General features: G+C 71.9%; 23 protein-coding genes. 13 read left to right on the forward strand and 10 right to left on the reverse strand.

Translation table 11 applies throughout. The features are described from left to right. Window positions 1–163: 163 nt before the first annotated feature. From dapF to miaA, 3 genes are all read right to left on the reverse strand, one after another. The gene (gene dapF / locus ACGF5T_RS31540) at window positions 164–1,033 is read right to left on the reverse strand and encodes a diaminopimelate epimerase (RefSeq protein ID WP_366768515.1); all 870 of its coding nucleotides are present in this window, start codon (window positions 1,031–1,033) and stop codon (window positions 164–166) included. Window positions 1,034–1,252: 219 nt separating this feature from the next. Beyond that, the gene (locus ACGF5T_RS31545; RefSeq protein ID WP_356611338.1) at window positions 1,253–1,753 is read right to left on the reverse strand and encodes a hypothetical protein; all 501 of its coding nucleotides are present in this window, start codon (window positions 1,751–1,753) and stop codon (window positions 1,253–1,255) included. 107 nt (window positions 1,754–1,860) lie between these two features. After that, window positions 1,861–2,799 carry a tRNA (adenosine(37)-N6)-dimethylallyltransferase MiaA gene (miaA, locus tag ACGF5T_RS31550; protein ID WP_356611258.1) on the reverse strand — a complete coding sequence of 313 codons (939 nt, stop codon included), beginning with the start codon at window positions 2,797–2,799 and terminating at the stop codon, window positions 1,861–1,863. Between the two features lie 182 nt (window positions 2,800–2,981). Here miaA and ACGF5T_RS31555 point away from each other — a divergent pair, with 182 nt between their 5' ends. Together ACGF5T_RS31555 and ACGF5T_RS31560 are read left to right on the forward strand one after the other, a co-directional pair. Beyond that, window positions 2,982–3,248, forward strand: coding sequence for a hypothetical protein (locus ACGF5T_RS31555; protein ID WP_366768514.1), 267 nt, complete (start codon window positions 2,982–2,984; stop codon window positions 3,246–3,248). A gap of 25 nt (window positions 3,249–3,273) precedes the next feature. Beyond that, window positions 3,274–3,567, forward strand: a complete 294-nt coding sequence (locus tag ACGF5T_RS31560; RefSeq protein ID WP_356611261.1) for an antitoxin — start codon at window positions 3,274–3,276, stop codon at window positions 3,565–3,567. Between the two features lie 213 nt (window positions 3,568–3,780). Here the strand turns inward: ACGF5T_RS31560 and ACGF5T_RS31565 are convergent, their stop codons facing one another. The 4 genes from ACGF5T_RS31565 to ACGF5T_RS31580 form a co-directional block, all read right to left on the reverse strand. Next, window positions 3,781–4,503 carry a class III extradiol dioxygenase subunit B-like domain-containing protein gene (locus ACGF5T_RS31565; protein WP_366768513.1) on the reverse strand — a complete coding sequence of 241 codons (723 nt, stop codon included), beginning with the start codon at window positions 4,501–4,503 and terminating at the stop codon, window positions 3,781–3,783. Between the two features lie 70 nt (window positions 4,504–4,573). After that, entirely contained in the window at window positions 4,574–6,091 is a 1,518-nt protein-coding gene (gene miaB, locus ACGF5T_RS31570) for a tRNA (N6-isopentenyl adenosine(37)-C2)-methylthiotransferase MiaB (RefSeq protein ID WP_366768512.1), read from the reverse strand. 134 nt (window positions 6,092–6,225) lie between these two features. Beyond that, the gene (locus ACGF5T_RS31575; protein ID WP_356611266.1) at window positions 6,226–6,885 is read right to left on the reverse strand and encodes a response regulator transcription factor; all 660 of its coding nucleotides are present in this window, start codon (window positions 6,883–6,885) and stop codon (window positions 6,226–6,228) included. Next, window positions 6,885–7,937 carry a HAMP domain-containing sensor histidine kinase gene (locus ACGF5T_RS31580; protein WP_366768511.1) on the reverse strand — a complete coding sequence of 351 codons (1,053 nt, stop codon included), beginning with the start codon at window positions 7,935–7,937 and terminating at the stop codon, window positions 6,885–6,887. The genes ACGF5T_RS31575 and ACGF5T_RS31580 overlap by 1 nt, the downstream gene beginning before the upstream one ends. A gap of 198 nt (window positions 7,938–8,135) precedes the next feature. Between ACGF5T_RS31580 and ACGF5T_RS31585 the strand changes: the two genes are divergently transcribed. Further along, the gene (locus ACGF5T_RS31585) at window positions 8,136–8,621 is read left to right on the forward strand and encodes a TrkA C-terminal domain-containing protein (RefSeq protein ID WP_356611270.1); all 486 of its coding nucleotides are present in this window, start codon (window positions 8,136–8,138) and stop codon (window positions 8,619–8,621) included. A gap of 4 nt (window positions 8,622–8,625) precedes the next feature. Further along, on the forward strand, window positions 8,626–9,870 hold the full coding sequence (locus ACGF5T_RS31590; protein ID WP_356611272.1) for a cation:proton antiporter: 1,245 nt from the start codon (window positions 8,626–8,628) through the stop codon (window positions 9,868–9,870). A 118-nt stretch (window positions 9,871–9,988) separates the two neighbouring features. On the opposite strand, the gene ACGF5T_RS31595 is transcribed toward ACGF5T_RS31590, so the two are convergent. Beyond that, window positions 9,989–10,408: a MazG nucleotide pyrophosphohydrolase domain-containing protein gene (locus tag ACGF5T_RS31595; RefSeq protein ID WP_361014807.1), complete on the reverse strand. Its 420-nt coding sequence runs from the start codon at window positions 10,406–10,408 to the stop codon at window positions 9,989–9,991. 107 nt (window positions 10,409–10,515) lie between these two features. Here ACGF5T_RS31595 and ACGF5T_RS31600 point away from each other — a divergent pair, with 107 nt between their 5' ends. Beyond that, a complete protein-coding gene (locus ACGF5T_RS31600) occupies window positions 10,516–11,511 on the forward strand; it encodes a TAXI family TRAP transporter solute-binding subunit (protein WP_366768510.1) in 996 nt (331 codons plus the stop codon). Here the strand turns inward: ACGF5T_RS31600 and ACGF5T_RS31605 are convergent. Next, entirely contained in the window at window positions 11,490–12,932 is a 1,443-nt protein-coding gene (locus ACGF5T_RS31605) for a HAMP domain-containing sensor histidine kinase (protein WP_366768509.1), read from the reverse strand. The two genes, ACGF5T_RS31600 and ACGF5T_RS31605, sit on opposite strands and share 22 nt — an antisense overlap. Window positions 12,933–12,941: 9 nt before the next feature. Beyond that, window positions 12,942–13,628 (reverse strand): response regulator transcription factor, encoded by a 687-nt coding sequence (locus tag ACGF5T_RS31610; RefSeq protein ID WP_356611279.1) that lies wholly within the window; start codon window positions 13,626–13,628, stop codon window positions 12,942–12,944. A 288-nt stretch (window positions 13,629–13,916) separates the two neighbouring features. Between ACGF5T_RS31610 and ACGF5T_RS31615 the strand changes: the two genes are divergently transcribed. The 8 genes from ACGF5T_RS31615 to ACGF5T_RS31650 all read left to right on the forward strand — a co-directional run bounded on the left by ACGF5T_RS31615 (window position 13,917) and on the right by ACGF5T_RS31650 (window position 20,352). Further along, window positions 13,917–14,693, forward strand: coding sequence for an amino acid ABC transporter ATP-binding protein (locus tag ACGF5T_RS31615; RefSeq protein WP_356611281.1), 777 nt, complete (start codon window positions 13,917–13,919; stop codon window positions 14,691–14,693). A gap of 104 nt (window positions 14,694–14,797) precedes the next feature. Next, window positions 14,798–15,631 carry a glutamate ABC transporter substrate-binding protein gene (locus ACGF5T_RS31620; RefSeq protein ID WP_356611283.1) on the forward strand — a complete coding sequence of 278 codons (834 nt, stop codon included), beginning with the start codon at window positions 14,798–14,800 and terminating at the stop codon, window positions 15,629–15,631. An 84-nt stretch (window positions 15,632–15,715) separates the two neighbouring features. After that, window positions 15,716–16,381 carry an amino acid ABC transporter permease gene (locus tag ACGF5T_RS31625; protein ID WP_356611285.1) on the forward strand — a complete coding sequence of 222 codons (666 nt, stop codon included), beginning with the start codon at window positions 15,716–15,718 and terminating at the stop codon, window positions 16,379–16,381. Further along, window positions 16,378–17,274, forward strand: coding sequence for an amino acid ABC transporter permease (locus ACGF5T_RS31630; protein WP_356611287.1), 897 nt, complete (start codon window positions 16,378–16,380; stop codon window positions 17,272–17,274). The genes ACGF5T_RS31625 and ACGF5T_RS31630 overlap by 4 nt, the downstream gene beginning before the upstream one ends. A gap of 175 nt (window positions 17,275–17,449) precedes the next feature. Further along, window positions 17,450–19,072, forward strand: a complete 1,623-nt coding sequence (locus ACGF5T_RS31635; RefSeq protein ID WP_366768508.1) for an FAD-dependent monooxygenase — start codon at window positions 17,450–17,452, stop codon at window positions 19,070–19,072. A gap of 238 nt (window positions 19,073–19,310) precedes the next feature. After that, window positions 19,311–19,358 carry a hypothetical protein gene (locus ACGF5T_RS31640; RefSeq protein ID WP_309506048.1) on the forward strand — a complete coding sequence of 16 codons (48 nt, stop codon included), beginning with the start codon at window positions 19,311–19,313 and terminating at the stop codon, window positions 19,356–19,358. A gap of 101 nt (window positions 19,359–19,459) precedes the next feature. Further along, window positions 19,460–19,963: a cysteine dioxygenase gene (locus ACGF5T_RS31645; RefSeq protein WP_366768507.1), complete on the forward strand. Its 504-nt coding sequence runs from the start codon at window positions 19,460–19,462 to the stop codon at window positions 19,961–19,963. Then, window positions 19,960–20,352, forward strand: a complete 393-nt coding sequence (locus ACGF5T_RS31650; RefSeq protein WP_366768506.1) for a rhodanese-like domain-containing protein — start codon at window positions 19,960–19,962, stop codon at window positions 20,350–20,352. The genes ACGF5T_RS31645 and ACGF5T_RS31650 overlap by 4 nt, the downstream gene beginning before the upstream one ends. Window positions 20,353–20,615 lie beyond the last annotated feature (263 nt).

The following is a 20,615-nucleotide window of genomic DNA, read 5'->3' on the forward strand; positions in this document are numbered from 1 at the left end:
CTCAGGGGATGGTGTCGGTCCCCCGTCCGGGCCGGTGCTTGATGCTATCGAGCCCATCACGTGCGGCTGACCGCCTCTCGCCGAGCGTGAAACGGATCACCCATTCGAGCGATGGACCGAGGGTTTACGTTTTCGCACTGAGTGTCTTGGACCGGGCTGTGGTTCAGCCGAGTACCCCTTCCATCCAGTCTGCGTCGAACTCGCCCTCGGCGACGATCACCGCGGGGCCCGTCATCTCGATCTCGCCGTCGGGCCGCTCGGTGATCACCAGGGTGCCCCCGGGGACGTCGACGGTGTACGTCACCGGGGTGCCGGTGACGGCCGGGTCGGCGCCGTCCCTGCGGGCGGTGGCGACGGCGACGGCGCAGGCGCCGGTGCCGCAGGAGCGGGTCTCCCCGGAGCCGCGCTCGTGCACGCGCATCGCGACGTGGCCCGGGCCGCGGTCGACGACGAACTCGATGTTCACCCCGTCCGGGTAGGCGGCCGCGGGCTCGAACGGCGGCGGGGCGAACAGGTCGCCCGCGTGGTCGAGGTCCGTGACGAAGGCCACGGCGTGCGGATTGCCCATGTTCACGTTCCGCGCGGGCCAGCTGCGCTCGCCGACGCTCACCGAGACGTCGCCCTCGGGGAACAGGGCGCGGCCCATGCCCACGGTGATGTCGCCGTTCTTGGCGATGTGCACGGTCTTCACGCCACCGCGCGTGGCGACGGCGAGGTCGCCCTCGGTGGCGAGTCCGGCACGCTGGAGGTAGCGCGCGAAGACCCGGACGCCGTTGCCGCACATCTCCGCTACCGAGCCGTCGCCGTTGCGGTAGTCCATGAACCACTCCGCCTCGGCCGCCATGCTCCTGGCCTCGGGGTGCGCTGCGGAGCGCACCACGTGCAGCAGCCCGTCGGCGCCGATGCCCGCGCGGCGGTCGCACAGGGCCGCGGCCGCGGCGGGGGGCAGGTCGATGGCGTTCTCCGGGTCCGGGACGATCACGAAGTCGTTCTCGGTGCCGTGACCCTTGAGGAAGGCGATCCGCGTGCTCATTCCTCGATCGTACGGGGTGGTGACGACAGGACGACGGGGGCGGGCGCCACGGCGGCACAGGCCGGTCGGCCCGGCCACGGACGGGGAACGGGACGGAGTGCCGCCGGACCCGGCGGTGACGAACAGCGGACACGTCGGCCCGGCCACGGACGGGAGCGGGGGCGTGACGCGGCGCGCGTCAGGTGCGCTCGACCGCCGGACCCGCGGTCGTGCGCCGGGTCAGCCGCGCAGGCGGGCCACCCGCCACACGGCCAGGACGACCACGGCGGCGACCGCCAGCACGTAGACCAGGATCATCCGCCAGTCGGCACGGCGTCCCGAGCCGCGCTGCGGCAGGCCCGGCCAGGTGTAACCGACCCGGCGGGCGGCCATCATGCCCCAGCCCGCCGCGCAGGAGCAGATCAGCAGTCCGAGCATCGCGATCACGGCGCCGCTGTCGCCGAAGTCGAAGGCGAGCGGGAACGCGAACATCAGGGAGCCGACCGCGGCCAGGCACACGATGGGCGCGAGCTGCCAGATCCGCAGTCGCCGCTGCGGGCGCAGCTCGACCTCGACCTCGTCCGGGTACATCTCCTCGGGCTGCGGACCGTCGGCCGCCACACCCACCGGCGTCTCGTCGGGTCCGTCGGGGCTCAGAGCGGCTCCGGCCGGCTCCGGCCCGTCGTGCTCGGCGGGCTCGTGCTCGGTACTCGGTGCGGTGTCGCGAGGGCCGGCCTCCATCGCCACGCGCCCTCCCAACTAGGACTCACTCGGTCGATCGAAGCTCGATGATGGCACGCCGCCGAAGGCCGCGATGACGGCCGGGGCGTCCCGATGCCATCACGTGATCAGGCTGTAACCGGTCGTTCGACCAACGACAGCGCGAGCCGCGGAAGTTCCGTGCGATCCGCCACAGCCCCACTCAACCAATGCACCCGCGGGTCGCGCCTGAACCACGAATCCTGGCGGCGCGCGAAGCGTTTGGTGGCACGGACGGTCTCGGCCCGCGCCTCGTCCATCGTGCACTCGCCGGCGAGGGCCGCGAGCACCTGCTGGTAGCCGAGCGCGCGCGACGCCGTACGCCCCCCGCGCAACCCCTGGGCTTCGAGTGCGCGCACTTCCTCGACCAGCCCCGCCTCCCACATCCGGTCGACCCGCAGGGCGATCCGCTCGTCCAGCTCGGGGCGCGCCACGTCCACACCGATCTGCACGGTGTCGTAGACCGAGTCGTGGCCGGGGAGGTTGGCGGTGAAGGGCCTGCCGGTGATCTCGATCACCTCCAGGGCGCGCACGATCCGGCGCCCGTTGCTCGGCAGGATGGCCCGTCCCGCCTCCGGGTCGGCTGCGGCCAGCCGGGCGTGGAGCGCAGCCGGGCCCCGCAGCGCGAGCTCCTCCTCCAGCCGGGCCCTGACCTCGGGGTCGGTTCCGGGGAACTCGAGGTTGTCGACGGCGCCGCGGACGTAGAGGCCGGAGCCGCCGACGAGGACGGGCCAGCGGCCCTGGGCGAGCAGGGCGTCGATCCGCTCCCGCGCCATCCGCTGGTACTCGGCGACGGAGGCGGTGACCGTGACGTCCCAGATGTCGAGGAGGTGGTGGGGCACGTCGCCGCGTTCCCCGGGCGTCAGCTTGGCGGTGCCGATGTCCATCCCACGGTAGAGCTGCATGGAGTCGGCGTTGACGACCTCGCCGCCGAGCCGCTGGGCCAGGAAAACGCCCAGATCGGACTTTCCGGCCGCGGTGGGTCCGACTACGGCGATGACTCGGGGTGCGGGATGCGCGCTGCTCACCGCACCAGTCTCGCAAACCTCTCTCTCCGCCCTCGAACGAGTTACGTGACGGTGCGGGTCCGGGGTCGTTGCTCGTTCGAGGTTCCCGCTCCCCGGATCACCGGGGCCATGGCCCCGGCCACGCAAACGGACGCACCGGATGCCGCGGGATTTCGCCCGCACGAGTAACGTATGGAGTTGATATGGGCGTTTTTGCACGGTTCTTCCAGAAGTCGAAGACCTCCGAGGAGGCACCGGTCGCCGAGACCGAGGCCGACACCCCGGACACCGAGCGCGCGGCGGAGGAAGGCGCGGCCGAGACCGCGGAGGCGGCCGAAGCCGGCCCCCGGAACACGGCACAGCCCGCGGAGGCCGACGAGGCCGCCGACTCGGACAGCGTCGGCATCCCCAAGCAGCAGTCCGCCGGGGAGGCCGTCGACAACGAGGCCGACAAGGGCGCCCGCACCTGACTGCTTCCGTGAGGGAAGGCGAACCATGGGTCTCCTGGACAATCTGAAAGCCAAGCTGGAACCGGCGAAGGGCAAGGTCACCGACCTCGCGCAGCAGCACGGGGACAAGATCGACCGCGGTCTCGACAAGGTGGCGAGGACCGTGGACGAGAAGACCAAGGGCAAGTACAGCGACCGGATCCAGACCGGCACCGGCAAGGCCAAGGGCGCCATGGACCGCCTCGCCCACAAGGACGCCTACGGCACGGACGGAAGCGGAGGCGCGCCGGGCGGCACCCCGGGCGGCACCCCGCCCGCCGGTCCGCCGCCTGCTTCCTGACCGGGAACGGGCCGAGTACGCCCCAGGCATCGGCCCGCACACGGGTCACCGCCACCGCGGCGGCGGACGGTCACGAGCGGCCAGCTCCGGGCCGTCCGCCGATCGCGCGCGGCCGATGCCCCGTGCCGGGCGCCGCGATGCCCCGCGGTCTCCCGCGCTCCCTCCGGCCGCCCGCCAGGCCTGCCCGGCCTGCCCGGCCCTCCCGGCGCCGCGCTACGACCAGGCGGCCACGACGTAACCCACCCCGTAGGGCGCGTCCTCGTACAGCAGCTCGCCGGCGAGCCCGGCACCCTCCGCCGCGCCCGCCAGCACTTGCCACGGCGCCCGGCCGGACGCCTTCAGCTCGCGGGCCCGCACCACGTCCATCACCGCCAGGGCGGCCAAGTCCGCCGTTCCCAGCGCCCGCCCCACCTCGGCGTCGAAGGGAGCCGCCCGCTCGTCGAGGTAACCCGGAGCCTTGAGCGTGCGGCACGCGCTGGCGTCGCCCAGCACGAGCAGCGCCACTCTGCCGCCCCCCGCCACGACCTCCCGCCCGAGGTCGACGCAGCGCCCGGCGGGAAGGGACTCGCCCACGCCGACGCCCTCGACGGGGACCTCCGCCCAGCCGGTCCGTCCGAGCAGCCAGGCACCGACGGCGAGTCCGTACGGCAGTTCACGCCCCGTGCGCCCGGTCCGCGCACCGGCCTCCGGGCCCAGGCACACGTCCGTGTCCACGCCGAAGCCACGGAACGAGCCCGGCGTGCCCTGGGGGAAGACCTCCGGTCCGGGGCCGTCACCGGGTCCGACGACCACCAGCCGGTCGGGCCGGGCGGCCGCGAGCACCCCCATCGCGTCCGTGCACGCGGCCCGTGCGGCGTCCAGCTCGGGTGCGGCGCCCGCGGCGACCTCCGGCACGAGGAGCGGCGGGCAGGGACAGACAGCGGCGGCGACAAGCATGATCGGCAGCGTAGTCCCGTCCCGCGTCGGCGGCCGCCGCACCCGCGGGCGGCCGCCGTCCTCCGTGCGGTCAGTCGCAGCCGCAGCCGCCGGCCACGACGGGCTGGGGATCGGGAGCGCCGATCTTGGGCAGGCCCAGCATCACGCCCACGGGCTTCGCCTTCTCGGTCGCGTTGCGCTTCTCCCACGCGTCGCCCGCGCGGGTGCGGCGCACGCCCAGCACCTCGCCCTCGGCGAGCAGGTGGTGCGGGGCGGCGTAGGTGATCTCGACCGTCACGACATCGCCCGGGCGGACTTCCTGGTCCGGCTTGGTGAAGTGCACCAGGCGGTTGTCGGGAGCGCGGCCGGAGAGCCGGTGGGTGGCACCGTCCTTGCGGCCTTCGCCCTCGGCGACCATCAGCTCCAGGGTGCGGCCGACCTGCTTCTTGTTCTCCTCCCAGGAGATCTCCTCCTGGAGGGCGACGAGACGCTCGTAACGCTCCTGGACGACCTTCTTGGGGATCTGGCCGTCCATCTCGGCGGCCGGGGTGCCGGGACGCTTGGAGTACTGGAAGGTGTAGGCCTGCGCGAAGCGGGCCTCGCGGATCACGTGCAGCGTCTGCTCGAAGTCCTCCTCGGTCTCGCCGGGGAAGCCCACGATGATGTCGGTGGTGATCGCCGCGTGCGGGATGGCGGCCCGCACCTTCTCGATGATGCCCAGGTAGCGCTCCTGGCGGTAGGAGCGGCGCATCGCCTTCAGTACCGGGTCGGAGCCGGACTGCAGCGGCATGTGCAGCTGCGGCATGACGTTCGGCGTCTCGGCCATGGCGGCGATGACGTCGTCGGTGAAGTCGCGCGGGTGCGGGGAGGTGAAGCGGACCCGCTCCAGGCCCTCGATCGACCCGCAGGCGCGGAGCAGCTTGCTGAACGCCTCCCGGTCGCCGATGTCGGAGCCGTACGCGTTGACGTTCTGCCCGAGCAGGGTGATCTCGGAGACGCCCTCGGCGACCAGGGCCTCGACCTCGGCGAGGATGTCGCCGGGACGCCGGTCCTTCTCCTTGCCGCGCAGCGCCGGGACGATGCAGAAGGTGCACGTGTTGTTGCAGCCGACGGAGATGGAGACCCAGGCCGCGTACGCGCTTTCGCGGCGCGTCGGCAGCGTGGAGGGGAACGCCTCCAGGGACTCGGCGATCTCGACCTGCGCCTCCTCCTGGACGCGGGCGCGCTCCAGCAGCACCGGCAGCTTGCCGATGTTGTGCGTGCCGAAGACGACGTCCACCCAGGGGGCCCGCTTCACGATGGTGTCGCGGTCCTTCTGCGCCAGGCAGCCGCCGACCGCGATCTGCATCCCGGGCCGGCTCGCCTTCTTCGGGGCGAGGTGGCCGAGGTTGCCGTACAGCTTGTTGTCGGCGTTCTCCCGGACGGCGCAGGTGTTGAAGACGACGACGTCCGCCTCGCCGTCGGCACCCTCGGGGGCACGCACGTAGCCCGCGCCCTCCAGCAGACCGGACAATCGCTCGGAGTCGTGGACGTTCATCTGGCACCCGTAGGTGCGTACTTCGTAGGTGCGCGTGCCGCCCACTGACTGGCTCCGGTCGATGCTGCTCATGGCACTAAGGGTAGGCGGTCCGCGGCGATGACCCGGGCCGCCTGTGGACAACCTGGGCGACGGACGGCCGGGGCGGGGGACACGGCTGGTCGGAGGCTGTTCGGAGCGGGCGGCCGGAGGGGGGCGCCTGACGCTCAGGGCTCGATGAGGCCCGCGCGGATCGCGTACCGGGTGAGTTCCAGGCGGTCCCGGACGCCCAGCTTCTGGAGGAGGTTCGCGCGGTGCCGTTCCACGGTCTTGGCGCTGATGAACAGCAGCTCGCCGATCTCCTTCGAGGTGTGGCCCTCGGCGACCAGTTTGAGGATCTCCTCCTCCCGCTCGGTGATGGGGCGCTCGGGCAGGCCGCCGCCGCTGTGCAGGCGGTCCAGGTAGGAGCGGACCAGGGCCCGCTCGGCGCCCGGGTAGATGAACGGCTCGTCGCGCACCGCGGCGCGGCACGCCTCGACGAGGTCGCGGTCGGCGACGGACTTGAGAACGTATCCGCAGGCACCGGCCTTGAGGGCCTCGAAGAAGTACTGCTCGTTGTCGTACATCGTCAGTATGAGGATGCGCAGCTCGGGCAGGCGGCGGGAGAGCTCGCGCGCCGCCTGGAGACCGGTCATGCGGGGCATGGCGACGTCCAGGACGGCCAGGTCGACCTCGGTGGCCCGCGCCGCGGACACCGCCTCCGCGCCGTCACCGGCCTCGGCGACCACGGTCAGGTCCGGTTCGCCGTCCAGGATGAGGCGCACCCCGCGGCGCACGAGGGTGTGGTCGTCGGCCAGCAGGACGCGGATCGGGGGCCGTGGGGGCATCAAGGGCGGTCTCCGGTTCGGTCTGCGGTGCTGTCTGCGGTGCGGTCGCCGACGGGGTGCGCGGGGGCGGGGGCAGGAGTTACGGGTGGGGACTGGTGCCCACCGTGCGGTCCCCGGTCCGGGGCGGGGACGCGCAGGCGTACCTCCGTGCCCCGGCCGGGTGCGGGGGCCACGCGGAGATCGGCCCCCGTCAGCAGGGCCCGCTCGCGCATCCCCCGGATGCCGGCTCCCTCGGGGGCCGCGCCGAGACCGGTGCCGTTGTCGCGGACGAGCAGTTCGACACCGTCGGGCAGCGGCCGGAGGCTGAGTTCCGCGCGGTCGGCGGAGGCGTGGCGGGCGGTGTTGGTCAGGCCCTCCTGGGCGACCCGGTAGATCACGAGTTCCGCCTCCGGGCCGAGCCGGGGCAGGTCGCCGTGGACGTGGTGGTGGACGGTCAGTCCGTGGTGGGTGAACTCGGCGGCGAGCGAACGCAGGGCACTGGCGAGGCCGAGCTCCTCGAGGACCCCGGGCCGCAGGCGGCGGGCGATGCGGCGGATCTCGTCCAGGCCGGCCCGGGTGGCCTCCTGGGCCAGGGACACTTCCTCACGCAGTTCACCGGGGACCCGGTCGGCGACCCGCTTCAGTTGCAGGAGGACGGCGGTGAGGGTCTGGCCGACCTCGTCGTGGAGCTCGCGGGCGATGCGGTGGCGTTCGCGTTCCTGGGCCTGCAGCGCGCGGCCCGCGCCGGCGGCCCGTTCGGCCTGGAGCCGGTCCAGCATCGTGTTGTACGTGGCGATCAGCTCCGCCGCCTCGGCCGGTCCGGCGACCGTGGGACGGGCCCCGGACACCAGCAGGTCGGCGGTGGCCATGGCCCGGCCGAGCCGGTGCAGCGGAGTGAGCCCGATGCGCAGGACGACCGCGTTGCCCGCCAGCAGCGCGGTGAGGCCCGCCAGCAGGATCAGCGCCTCTCCCGGGAGGACGGGCGTGGACACGGTGACCGGTCCCAGCAGCAGTGCGGTGGCCACGACCAGGCCGGCGGCGTTGAGCGAGAAGATCCGCCAGAACAGCGACACGTTCCTCTTTCCGCTCCTCCCGGCCTTCGCGCACGACACCGCCGCGACCACCTTCGCCGCCCACGGCCGGCTTCGTATATCCGTCGCGACACCCATATCGCCACGGTACGTGCGGATGACAGCATGGCGAGGCCGCGAGCACGTCACACACGTGCGGCAAGCGCGGTCAGGAAAGCAAGACGAATGAGGGGAAAGCTCGTGTCAGCTCCACGCCTGAGGGCGACGCCGCTGCCGGGTATCGGGGTCCAGTACGACCTGGTGACCCGCGAACACCGCCACCTGTCGGTGGTGGCGCACCGCGACGGCGCCCGCACGGTGAACGTGTACCGGACCGACGACCCCGATTCCTGTGCCCACTCTTTGCGGCTGGCCGCGGCGGAGGCGGGCGCGCTGATCGACGCGCTGATGCCCTCCCACCACAGCCCGAGCCTGCTCTACACCACCGACCTCGGGCTGGTCGCCGAGCGGATCGAGGTCTCCGCGACCTCCCGGTGGAACGGCCGTCTGCTCGGCGAGACGTGCCTGCGGACCGAGACCGGCGCGTCGATCGTCGCGGTGCTGCGCCGGGCCGAGGCCATTCCGTCGCCGGCACCCGACTTCCGGCTGGTGGGCGGTGACACCTTGATCGTCATCGGCACCCGCGAGGGCGTCGACGCGGCCGCGGCGATACTCGGGCAGGAGTGAGCCGGTGCACTCCGCGGTTCTGCTGATCGAGTTCGGTTCCATCATCCTGGGGCTCGGGCTGCTCGGCCGGTTCGCCGGCCGGTACCGTCTCTCCCCCATCCCGCTGTACCTGCTGGCCGGGCTGGCGTTCGGCGAGGGCGGACTGCTGCCGCTGGGCGCGAGCGAGGAGTTCGTCGCGGCCGGCGCCGAGATCGGCGTCATCCTCCTGCTGCTGATGCTGGGCCTGGAATACACGGCCAGCGACCTGGTGACCAACCTCAAGTCCCACTACCCGGCGGGCCTCGTCGACTGCGCGCTCAACGCCGTGCCGGGCGCGGTGGCCGCGCTGCTGCTGGGCTGGGGCCCGGTGGCCGCCGTGGTCCTCGCCGGGGTGACGTGGATCTCGTCGTCCGGTGTCATCGCGAAGGTACTCGGTGATCTCGGACGCGTCGGCAACCGGGAGACCCCGGTGATCCTGAGCGTGCTGGTCCTGGAGGACCTGGCGATGGCGGTGTACCTGCCCATCGTGACGGCTCTGGTCGCCGGTGCCGGGCTGATGACGGGCAGCATCACGCTGGCGATCGCGCTGGCCGCGGCGGGGTTGGTGCTCTTCCTGGCACTGCGCTACGGCCGTGTCATCTCGCGTTTCGTCTCCAGCGACGACCCGGAGAAGCTGCTGCTGGTGGTGCTGGGCCTGACCATCCTGGTCGCGGGTGTCGCACAGCAGCTGCAGGTGTCGGCGGCGGTGGGCGCGTTCCTGGTGGGCATCGCGCTGTCCGGCGAGGTCGCCGAAGGGGCGCACACCCTGCTCAGTCCGCTGCGGGACCTGTTCGCCGCGGTCTTCTTCGTCTTCTTCGGCCTGCACACGGACCCGGCCAGCATTCCGCCGGTCCTGCTGCCCGCTCTCGCGTTGGCTCTGCTCACTGCCGTGACCAAGATCGCCACCGGGTACTGGGCCGCGCGGCGGGCCGGGATCTCCGTCAAGGGCCGTTGGCGCGCGGGCGGCGCGCTGGTGGCACGCGGCGAGTTCTCGATCGTCATCGCGGGTCTGGCGGTCTCGGCCGGCATCGAGCCCTCCCTGGGCCCGCTGGCCACGGCCTACGTCCTCATCCTGGTCGTTCTCGGTCCGCTCACGGCGCGCTTCACGGAACCGCTGGCGTCGCGCCTGTTCCGCGACCGCGGCGACCCCGACGGCCCCGGCCGCCCGGGCGGCGTTCCCGACCGGGCCGACGGAGCGCCTCGCACGGCCGAGGCGTCGGTGGGCGACTGACCCCCGTTCCCTGGCCCGGGACACCGTCCCGCAGGCCACCGCACGACCCCGGTACGCAGGTGCCGGGGTCGTCGTGCTTCGGCGTCGGCGGAGGCCGCGCCGGGCCCCCCGCCCCGGGTCAGGCGCCCTGCGTCCGCGCCCCCGTCGGCGTCCAGCCCTGTCTGCGCAGGACGCCCGAGACGTCCGGCGCCTCGTAGTGCTCGCCCTTGAGGACCTTGCCGTCGGCCCTGCGGCTCACCTGGCCGTCCGGGCCCACCTTCGTCATGTTGGAGCGGTGGACCTCGGCGATCACCTCGTCGAGGTCGATGCCGTGGACGAGGGCCGTGCCGTAGGCGACGTAGACCACGTCGGCCAGCTCGTGCGCGAGCCGGTCGAGCGGGCCCCGCACCGACACCTCGGCGACCTCGGCCGCCTCCTCGGCCAGCAGCTCCCCTCTGTGGGCGGCCAGGTCCGGGGCGACCTCGGCCGGGGTGGAGCGGGCGTCCAGCCCGAAGGCGCGGTGGAAGGCACGGACCAGGTCGGCGGGCGAAGAGCTCATGCCGACGACTGTAGCGAGCACCACTGACAGTGGACGCCCGCCTCCGTGCGGTCGCCGTGTGAGCTCGGCCCTGGTCAGCACCGTTGCGGACTGGCAGGATCGCGCCCATGTCCACGCTGTTCTCCCGCATCGGCGGGCGCCGGGCCGTCCAGGGCGCGGTCGCCGGTGCCGTCGCCCTCGGGCCGCTGCTGTGGTGGCTGCTGCCGCTGGGCGAGGAGCCGCCGAGCGGGACGATCACCTTCAGCACCGGCACGCGCGCGGGGGTCTACCAGAAGTACGGCGAGCTGCTCCGCGCCGAGCTGCGCAAGGACATGCCGGGACTGAAGGTGCGGCTGATGACCAGCGCGGGCTCGCAGGAGAACGTGGAGCGGGTCGCCTCCGGGAAGGCCGACTTCACGATCGCGGCGGCCGACGCGGTGGAGACGTACAAGATCGCCGGCAGGCCCGGCGCCGAGGGGCTGCGTGGCGTCACCCGCCTCTACGACGACTACGTGCAGCTGGTGGTGCCGAGCGACTCGGACATCCAGTCCGTCGCCGACCTGCGCGGCAAGCGGGTGGCCATCGGGTTGCCGAACTCGGGCGTCCGGCTGATCGCCACCCGGCTGCTGAAGGCCGAGGGCATCGACCCGGAGAAGGACATCACGCCCCGCGCGGACGGTATCGACACCGGCCCCGGGCGGCTGGGCGGCGAGCTGGACGCGTTCTTCTGGTCGGGCGGGGTGCCGACGGACGGCCTGCGGCAGATCGCCGAGAAGTCCGCGTTCCGGTTCGTGCCGATCGGCGAGGACCTCGTCACTAGGCTGCACGCGTCCGGCGGGGCGACCCGCTACTACCGGACCACCAACATGCCCGAGTCGGCGTACCCCACGGTGCAGAACGGCGCCGTGGTGCCCACGATGGCCGTCTCGAACCTGCTGATGACCCGCGCGGACATGGATCCGCGGCTCACCGAGTGGCTGACCAGGACGGTGCTCGACAGCCGCGACGGCATCGGGGCCCACGTCCACTCCGCGCAGCTCGTGGATCTGCGGACGGCGATCTACACCGACCCGCTGGAGCTGCACGAGGGCGCCCGGCGCTACTACCGGTCCGTCAAGCCGTAGGGAAGCTCCGGCTCGGTGCGCGGGGCCGACCTCGGCACGGTGACCGTCACCTCCAGGCCGTGCGGCGTGTGGTGGCCGAAGGAGATCGAGCCGTCGCCCGCCGCGAGCAGTGCCCGGCAGATGGACAGGCCGAGCCCGGACCCCTTGACGTTCTGGTGCCTGCCGCTGCGCCAGAAACGGTCGCCCACGCGCGTCAGCTCGTCCTCGGTCAGTCCGGGGCCGTTGTCCGTGACGACGACCGTGGCGGCGTCCCCGTTGGAGGCGACCACGACCCGGACGGTCTCGTCGCTCGGCGTGAACTTCACCGCGTTGTCGATGACCGCGTCCAGGGCGCTGGACAGCGTCACCGGGTCGGCCCAGCCCGTGGTCGGCGGGCAGTCCCCCACCAGCCGTACGCCCTTGGCCTCGGCCGTCGGTGACCAGGCCGCCACGCGCTCGGCGGCCAGTGCGCCGATGTCGGTGACCTGGAGGTCCGCCTCGCTGTGCTCGGCGAGGGCCAGGTCGAGCAGGTCGTCCAGGACCCGGGCCAGACGCTTGCCCTCGGCCTGGACGGAGGCGATCTCCTGGTTGCCCTCGGGCAGTTCCAGGGCGAGCAGCTCGATGCGCAGCAGGAGTGCCGAGAGGGGGTTGCGCAGCTGGTGGGAGGCGTCGGCGACGAAGGCGCGCTGCTGCTCCAGCACGTCCTCGACGTGGTCGGCCATCTCGTTGAAGGAACCGGCCAGACGTCTGAGTTCCGGTGGTCCTCCGGCCGGTGCCACCCGGGACTTGAGCCGGCCGGTGGCGATGTCGTGGGTGGTGGCGTCGAGCACCCGTACCGGCTTGAGCACCCACCCGGTCAGCCGGAGCGCGGCGCCCACCGCGAGCAGCATGGCGGCGATCTCCCCGGCGCCGATGACCAGCCAGCCGCGCAGGGTGCGCGAGCGCATGGAGTCGGTGGGTGACTCGGTGACCACGACCGCGACCACGTCCCCGTCCCGGATCACCGGTGAGGCGACCACGAGCGTGCCGTCCTCCCAGGGCCACACCTGCTGGGGATCGTGGCTGCGCCGGCTGAGCAGCGCCTCGTCGAAGGAGTCGCGGACCTCGCCGGTCTGCGGGAGGAACCAGGTCGTCGGGGCGTTGGCCATGGGGATGTGGTTGCGGTAGAAGACGCCCGCCTTGATGCCGTAGACCTCGTGGTAGCTGATCAGCTCGGTCTGCAGGGTCTCCAGGCGCTCGTCGGTGGTCGTCCGGCGCGAACCGCCCGGGACGTCCTCGGTGACGAACTGGGCGAGGGCGGCGAAGCGCGCCGTGTCGTCGATGCGGTCGATGACGACCTTCTGCTGCTCCGCGCGGGCGACGCTCACGCCCAGGGGCACCCCCAGGGCGAGCAGGACGGCCGCCATCAGGACGATGAGCAGCGGAAGCAGGCGTGTACTCACCCGGCCCCGCTACGCGGTGGGGGCGACGAGGCGGTAGCCGACGCCGCGGACGGTCTCGATGAGGGCCGGCATGCGCAGCTTGGCCCGCAGTGACGCGACGTGGACCTCCAGCGTGCGCCCGGTCCCCTCCCAGCTGGTGCGCCACACCTCGCTGATGATCTGCTCGCGCCGGAAGACCACGCCGGGGCGCTGGGCGAGCAGGGCGAGGAGGTCGAACTCCTTGCGGGTGAGCTGGACGGCCGCGCCGTCCACGGTGACCTGGCGGGTCGGCAGCTCGATGCGCACGGCACCGAGGCGGACCACGGTCTCGGTGCTCCCGGTGGCGTCCTCGTGGGCGGTGCGCCGGCTGACGGCGTGGATGCGGGCGAGCAGCTCGCCGGTGTCGTACGGCTTCACCACGTAGTCGTCGGCGCCCAGGTTCAGCCCGTGGATGCGGGAGCGGACGTCGGAGCGGGCGGTGACCATGATGACCGGGGTGGCGGTGCGCTTGCGGATCTTGCCGCAGACCTCGTAGCCGTCCTGGTCGGGCAGGCCGAGGTCGAGGAGGACGACGCCGAAGCAGTCGCTCTCGGGGACGAGCGCCTGGAGCGCCTCCTCGCCGTTGCGCGCGTGGGTGACGTCGAAGCCGTGCCGTGCCAGGATCGCGGACAGAGCGGCGGCTACGTGGTTGTCGTCCTCGACGAGCAGCAGTCTCATCCGGGCCCCCTTCGGTTCATCGGCCGTACGTTCGGGATGGGTACAAAGACGCGGGCACACGCGCGTGCGCCCTGTGCAGTGACGCCGATGGAGAGGGACGGCGTCAAGAGGGTTCCGGTTGCGGCCGCTCGAAGTTATCCGGCCGATATGCGCCCTGCTCACAAGTGCTACGACTCGTGTCCGATTGCTATCGGATCGTGATGCTCAGATTCCCCTCAGATGTAGAGACGCAGGTCGTTCCCCGTTATTACTGTCCTCCGAAACCGAGGAGGACGGAGCCCGAGAGCGATGACCGAAGTATCGGTGGCCAAGGAAGATGTGGCCGCGACCGGCGAACTGGTCGTCCTGAAGAGTGTCAACAAGCACTTCGGCGCGTTGCACGTGCTCCAGGACATCGACCTGACGATCACCCGCGGCGAGGTCGTCGTGGTCATCGGGCCCTCCGGGTCCGGCAAGTCCACTCTGTGCCGCACCATCAACCGCCTGGAGACCATCGACTCAGGGTCGATCACGATCGACGGCAAGCCCCTCCCCGCGGAGGGCAAGGAGCTCGCGAGGCTGCGGGCGGACGTCGGCATGGTGTTCCAGTCCTTCAACCTCTTCGCGCACAAGACCGTGCTCGAGAACGTGACCCTGGGACAGATCAAGGTCCGCAAGGTCGACTCCAAGAAGGCCGAGGAGAAGGCGCGCGCCCTGCTCGACCGGGTCGGCGTGGCCGCCCAGGCGGACAAGTACCCCGCGCAGCTCTCCGGTGGTCAGCAGCAGCGCGTCGCCATCGCGCGGGCGCTGGCCATGGACCCGAAGGTCATGCTCTTCGACGAGCCGACGTCGGCTCTCGACCCGGAGATGATCAACGAGGTCCTGGAGGTCATGAAGCAGCTCGCCGAGGACGGCATGACCATGATCGTGGTGACGCACGAGATGGGCTTCGCCCGCTCCGCGGCCAACCGCGTGGTGTTCATGGCGGACGGCCGCATCGTCGAAGAGGCCACGCCGGACCAGTTCTTCAGCAATCCGCGCAGCGACCGTGCCAAGGACTTCCTGTCGAAGATCCTGCACCACTGACACCGTCCGGCTCCGGCGCGCGGCGCCTTGCGCGCCCGGCCGGCCCGGTACGCCTCTCGCATCTGATCGTCTGATCGACCGATCACAGTCAAAGGATGTTCACCATGAAGCTCCGCAAGGTCTCCGCCGCCTCGGCCACCGTGCTCGCGCTCGCCCTCACCGCCACCGCGTGCGGCGGCGACGACAAGGACGGCGGCTCCGGTGGTGACGACAAGAAGATCACCATCGGCATCAAGTTCGACCAGCCGGGCCTCGGCCAGAAGACCCCCGACGGCTACGCGGGCTTCGACGTGGACGTCGCCACGTACGTCGCCAAGAAGCTCGGCTACGCCGAGGACCAGATCGAGTGGAAGGAGTCGAAGAGCGCCGACCGCGAGACCATGCTCCAGCGCGGTGACGTCGACTTCATCGCCGCCACGTACTCGATCACCCCGGAGCGCCAGGAGAAGGTCGACTTCGCCGGCCCGTACCTCCTCGCCCACCAGGACGTGCTGATCCGCGCCGACGACGACAAGATCAAGACGCCGGAGGACCTGAACTCCGCGAAGCTCTGCTCGGTCACCGGCTCGACCTCCGCGCAGAACGTCAAGGACAAGCTGGCGCCCAAGGCCCAGCTCCAGCCGTACCCGACGTACTCCGCCTGCCTGCCCGGCCTGCAGAACGGCGCCATCGACGCGCTGACCACCGACGACTCGATCCTCGCCGGTTACGCCGCCCAGTCGCAGTTCAAGGGCAAGTTCAAGCTCGGCGGCTTCAAGCTGACGAACGAGAACTACGGCATCGGCGTCAAGAAGGGCAGCGACCTCAAGGACAAGATCAACACCGCCCTCGAGGAGATGGTCTCCGACAAGTCCTGGGACAAGGCCGTCGAGGACAACTTCGGCCCGGCCAACTACCAGAACGAGCCGGCGCCCAAGATCGGCGACATCAAGAGCTGAGGCAGCGCCTGACAGAGTGCGCCGCCCTCCGGAAGGGGCGGCGCACTGGGGCGGGCATCCCTACACGCGGAAGCGCGGGAGATCGTGTTCGACTTTATTAAGGATTACGACCTGCTGGGAGCCTTCTGGACGACGGTGCAGCTCGCTGTGCTGTCGGCCGTCGGCTCCTTGATCTGGGGCACCGCACTGGCGGCCATGCGGGTCGGCCCGGTGCCGCTGATGCGCGGCTTCGGGACCGCCTACGTGAACATCGTGCGGAACATCCCGCTCACCGTCATCATCCTGTTCACGTCGCTGGGCCTGAACCAGACCCTGGGAGTGTCCCTCGGCGCGAACGATGTCGAGACGATCAACTTCCGGCTCGCCGTCCTCGGCCTGATCCTCTACACCTCGTCGTTCGTCTGCGAGGCGCTGCGCTCCGGCATCAACACGGTGCCGGTCGGACAGGCGGAGGCGGCCCGCGCGATCGGCCTCAGCTTCGGTCAGGTGCTGAGCCTGGTCGTGCTGCCGCAGGCCTTCCGCTCGTCCGTCGTCCCGATGGCGAACGTGCTGATCGCGTTGATCAAGAACACCACGGTGGCCGCCGCGATCGGTGTGGCCGAGTCGGCGCTCCTGATGAAGGAGATGATCGAGAACGAGGCACAGCTGCTGCTGATCGCCGCGGTCATCGCCTTCGGTTTCGTGGTTCTGACGCTGCCGACCGGTCTGATCCTCGGCTGGGTGGGCAAGAAGGTGGCGGTGAAGCGATGAGTTCCCTTCTGTACGACGCCCAGGGCCCCCGGGCCAAGCGGCGCAACATCGTCTTCACGGCGGTCTTCGTGGTGGCCCTCGCGGCCCTGCTCTGGTGGGTGTTCGGCACCCTCAAGGACAAGGGCCAGCTGGAATGGGCCCTGTGGGAGCCGTTCTTCTCCGGTACCGAGGCGTGGTCCACGTACATCTGGCCGGGTCTGGAGAACACCCTCAAGGCCGCGGCGCTCGCGGTGGTCATCGCGCTGCCGCTGGGTGCGGTCCTCGGCATCGCACGCCTGTCGGACCATGTGTGGGTGCGGGTCCCGGCCGCGATCGTGGTCGAGTTCTTCCGGTCCATCCCGGTGCTGGTCCTGATGATCTTCGGGCTCGCCCTGTTCGCCGAGTACACCAACGTCAGCTCGGACGACCGTCCGCTGTACGCGGTGGTCACCGGCCTGGTGCTGTACAACGCCTCGGTCCTCGCGGAGATCGTCCGGGCGGGCATCCTGGCCCTGCCCAAGGGCCAGTCCGAGGCCGCGATGGCGATCGGCCTGCGCAAGGGCCAGGTGATGCGGACCATCCTGCTGCCGCAGGCGGTCACCACGATGCTGCCGGCCATCGTCAGCCAGCTCGTCGTCATCCTGAAGGACACGGCGCTCGGCGGCGCCGTCCTCACCTTCCCCGAACTGCTCGCCTCGGCCAACACGATGAGCGGCTACTACGGCGCCAACGTCATCGCCAGCTTCACCGTGGTCGCCGTGATCTACATCGCGCTCAACTTCGCGCTCACCACCTTCGCGAGCTGGCTGGAGCAGCGGCTGCGGCGGGCCAAGAAGTCGACCGGCGCGGTGCTCAAGGCGGACGACGCCGGAATGGCCGGCACGGGCGCGACCGGCGCGGGCGGCGCCCCCTGACAATCGGTCAGTTCATATGACCATCATGGAGGCAGTGGCGTGATCGCCACTGCCTCCGTCGCTTGACGCAAGCAGCGGCAATAGGTTGCATACGTTCTGTGACCGTGCACCCTGCCCCAATGTCCTGTTCACCCACGTCCCCCGGGACACCGTCACGGGCAGGGGGCGCCGCGCCGTGGACCCGGTGATCATCACCGGAGCGGGGCCCGTCGGGCTCACGCTCGCCCTGGCTCTGGCGCGGCAGGAGGTGCCCAGTGTCGTCCTCGACGAAAGTCCGGGCAAGGATGAGCCCCGGCCCTCGCGCACGGTCGTACTGCGTGAGGACACCGTCTCCCTCGTCGAGCGGCTGACCGGCACGCCCCTGACGGGGCTGGGTTCCCGTTGGGCCGGATGGCGGTCGATGCGGCGCAAGCAGGTGATCCGTCAGGTCGAGTTCGGCGAGGCCGATCCGGCGCCGCTGCACATCGCCCAGCACGAGCTGACCGGCGTCCTGCGCACCGCGATCGCCCGCGAGCCGCTCGTCGAGACGGCGGTGGACAGTCGGCTCGACACCATCGAGCAGGAGACCTCGGGCGTCACGGCCCACACCCGCGGCCCCGGCGGTACCTGGTGGCGCGGCAGTTACCTGGTCGGCTGCGACGGCGCACGCTCGACCGTGCGCAAGCTCCAGGACATCCGTTTCCCCGGCCGCACGGCGGTGGAACGATACGCCGTCGCCGCGCTGCGCACCGAACTGCCGTGGACCGACGAGGCGCTGCTCCACCGGATGCCGCCGTGGCGCACCTCCGGGCCGTCGGCCGGCGAGATCGTCGCCCGCCCGCTGCCGGACGGCGTGTGGCGCCTGGACTGGCTGCTGCCGCCCGGCAAGGACCTCGTCACCCCGGAACTCCTGGTGAACCGGGTCCGCGAGACCCTCACCGGCTGGGCCGAGGGAACGACCCCGTCCTACGAGCTCCTCGACACCGGCGTCCACACGGTCCACCACCGGCTGGCCCGCCGCTGGCGGGTGGGGCGCGTGCTCCTCGCCGGGGACGCGGCGCATCTGCTGGGCACCCTGGGCACGCAGGGCCTCGAGGAGGGGCTGCGGGACGCCGACAACCTCGCCTGGAAACTGGCCCTGGCCTGGCACCACGGGCCGCACGAGGCCCTGCTCGACAGCTACCAGGAGGAGCGGCGCACCGCGATCGCCGCGCGGCTGCGCGCCGCCGACCAGGTGCTGCCGCTGCTGCGCGGCGGCGGGGGCCTGCGCTCCTACGTCCCCGGCTCGGCCCGCGGCAACGACGCGCTGCTCGCGGACGGTCACCTGGGGCGCGGGGCGCTCGGTGCGCCGGGGACGTACGCCGAGTCGCCGCTGGCGCCCGCCGGGCTCACCGGGGAAGTGGCTGTCGCCACCCCGCCCGGGGAGCCCGTCACCGATGTGCGGGTCACGGCCGAGGACGGCACCTTCGTGCGGCTGCGCGACCGGCTCGGACGCGGGGCTCTGCTGGTGCTGCTGGTCGCGCCGGGTACGGGGGTGTGGGACCGCAAGCACTGGGTGACCGCCGGGATCATGCCCCGCCTGGCGGCTGCGGTGACGGCCCTGCCGTGCCGGGCCGAGCTGCTGGTGACGGAGGCCTACCCGGGCGCCGCGGCGCACACGGTGCTGTTGGTGCGGCCCGACGGGCACCTGGTCACGGCGCTGGGCGGGGTGCGGCCGGCCGACCTGTACGCGGCGGCCGAGGCGGTGCTCGGCGGGGCGCCGACGGCCACGCAGGAGGCGGCGGAGGCGAGGGCGGCCGCGGGGACCGGGCCTCGCTGACCGGGGCATCGCTGCACGGGTCTTCGGCTGTCGGCGGTCGTGCCGTCGGCAGTCGTACCGGCGCCGGTCGTGCTGTCGGCACCGGCATCCGCCGCCAGGTGCCTGTGCCCTCCTCCGGAAGGTGACTGCATCGGTCGGTCACTGTCCGTATGGTGACGGTGAGTTGACCGGCCGAATCCGCCATGGTCTACTCCGGATCGTGACCGACACCTATGTGCGCCTGTGGCGGAGGGTCCATATGGACCTCGTCCGCTATGCGGGCTGCGTGTGTCGCCCGTCCTGCTGACTTCGCACTACTTCCCCGCGCGCGCCGCTCCGGCGGACTGCCGCGCGCTCCCTTGCGAAACCTCCAGGACGGTACCCGTGTCTGTCTCCTCACCCGCCCCTGTGTCCGCATCCGCTCCCACCCAGGCCGAACTCCTCGACTTCGCACGGCGCACGGCCGCCGACGCGGACCTGATCGACTCCCTGCCGCTCGACCCCGAGGGCCGCACCTGGGTGCGGCTGGCCGGACCGGGCGGCAGCGAGGCCTGGCTGATCGGCTGGCCGCCCGGCACGGGCACCGGCTGGCACGACCACGCCGAGTCCGTCGGCGCCCTCGTGACCGCCGCGGGCGAACTCACGGAGCATGCCCTCGCCGCCCGTCTCCCCTCCGACGGCTGGAAGACCCTGGAACTCACCGACGGTGTGGACCGGGAGCGCCGGCTGTCGGCCGGAGTAGGGCGTGCCTTCGGCCGGCACCACGTGCACGAGGTGCTCAACGAGTCGCCCGACCGGCACGCAATCTCCGTGCACGCCTACTATCCGCCCCTGCCGCAGATCCGCCGTTACAGCCGCAGCGGGCAGACCCTGCGGCTGGAGCAGGTCGAGCGCCCGGAGGACTGGCAGTGAGTGAGCAGACCGGAATCGACACACTGCTGGAGCGGGTGCGCAGCGGCTACCGACGGATCGAGCCGGACGCCGCGTACGAGGCCGCCGAGGCAGGTGCGGCGCTGCTGGTGGACATCCGGTACGCAGCCCTGCGCGAACGGGACGGCGTGATCCCCGGCGCCCTGGTGGTCGAGCGCAACGAGCTGGAGTGGCGCCTCGATCCGCAGGGCAGCCACCGTCTCCCCGAGGCCACGGGCCATGACCTGCGCGTGGTCGTGGTGTGCAACGAGGGCTACGCCTCCAGCCTGGCGGCGGAGTCCCTGCACCGCCTGGGTCTGTACCGGGCCACCGATCTGATCGGCGGGTTCCAGGCGTGGCGGGCGGCCGGACTGCCGGTGGCCGCTGCTTGACCGGGCTGTCCCGGTCCGGAGGTCGTCGGCACGTCCGCCGTCCCCCGTCCCCCGGGAGCCGGGCCGGGACACTGACCCGTGTCCCGCCCGGACCGGGACACCACCCCAGGTTCCGCCCGGACCGGGACACCGACCCAGGTTCCGCCCGGACCGGGACATCGCCCCGGGGCACGCACGGACGGGGGCACCGGCCCCAGCCCCGCCCCGACCGGGACCCCGACCCGGGTGCAAACCGGTCTTGGTCTACGCGTCACCCGGTCCGT

Source organism: Streptomyces sp. NPDC047853 (assembly GCF_043204535.1).
Classification (GTDB): Bacteria; Actinomycetota; Actinomycetes; order Streptomycetales; family Streptomycetaceae; genus Streptomyces.

What these genes read in the sequence shown, in the direction of transcription:
- dapF (WP_366768515.1), bottom strand. Translation starts at nt 1,033, where the DNA reads ATGAGCACGCGGATCGCCTTCCTCAAGGGTCACGGCACCGAGAACGAC.
- ACGF5T_RS31545 (WP_356611338.1), bottom strand. Translation starts at nt 1,753, where the DNA reads ATGGAGGCCGGCCCTCGCGACACCGCACCGAGTACCGAGCACGAGCCC.
- ACGF5T_RS31555 (WP_366768514.1), top strand. Translation starts at nt 2,982, where the DNA reads ATGGGCGTTTTTGCACGGTTCTTCCAGAAGTCGAAGACCTCCGAGGAG.
- ACGF5T_RS31560 (WP_356611261.1), top strand. Translation starts at nt 3,274, where the DNA reads ATGGGTCTCCTGGACAATCTGAAAGCCAAGCTGGAACCGGCGAAGGGC.
- ACGF5T_RS31565 (WP_366768513.1), bottom strand. Translation starts at nt 4,503, where the DNA reads ATGCTTGTCGCCGCCGCTGTCTGTCCCTGCCCGCCGCTCCTCGTGCCG.
- miaB (WP_366768512.1), bottom strand. Translation starts at nt 6,091, where the DNA reads ATGAGCAGCATCGACCGGAGCCAGTCAGTGGGCGGCACGCGCACCTAC.
- ACGF5T_RS31575 (WP_356611266.1), bottom strand. Translation starts at nt 6,885, where the DNA reads ATGCCCCCACGGCCCCCGATCCGCGTCCTGCTGGCCGACGACCACACC.
- ACGF5T_RS31595 (WP_361014807.1), bottom strand. Translation starts at nt 10,408, where the DNA reads ATGAGCTCTTCGCCCGCCGACCTGGTCCGTGCCTTCCACCGCGCCTTC.
- ACGF5T_RS31600 (WP_366768510.1), top strand. Translation starts at nt 10,516, where the DNA reads ATGTCCACGCTGTTCTCCCGCATCGGCGGGCGCCGGGCCGTCCAGGGC.
- ACGF5T_RS31610 (WP_356611279.1), bottom strand. Translation starts at nt 13,628, where the DNA reads ATGAGACTGCTGCTCGTCGAGGACGACAACCACGTAGCCGCCGCTCTG.
- ACGF5T_RS31615 (WP_356611281.1), top strand. Translation starts at nt 13,917, where the DNA reads ATGACCGAAGTATCGGTGGCCAAGGAAGATGTGGCCGCGACCGGCGAA.
- ACGF5T_RS31620 (WP_356611283.1), top strand. Translation starts at nt 14,798, where the DNA reads ATGAAGCTCCGCAAGGTCTCCGCCGCCTCGGCCACCGTGCTCGCGCTC.
- ACGF5T_RS31630 (WP_356611287.1), top strand. Translation starts at nt 16,378, where the DNA reads ATGAGTTCCCTTCTGTACGACGCCCAGGGCCCCCGGGCCAAGCGGCGC.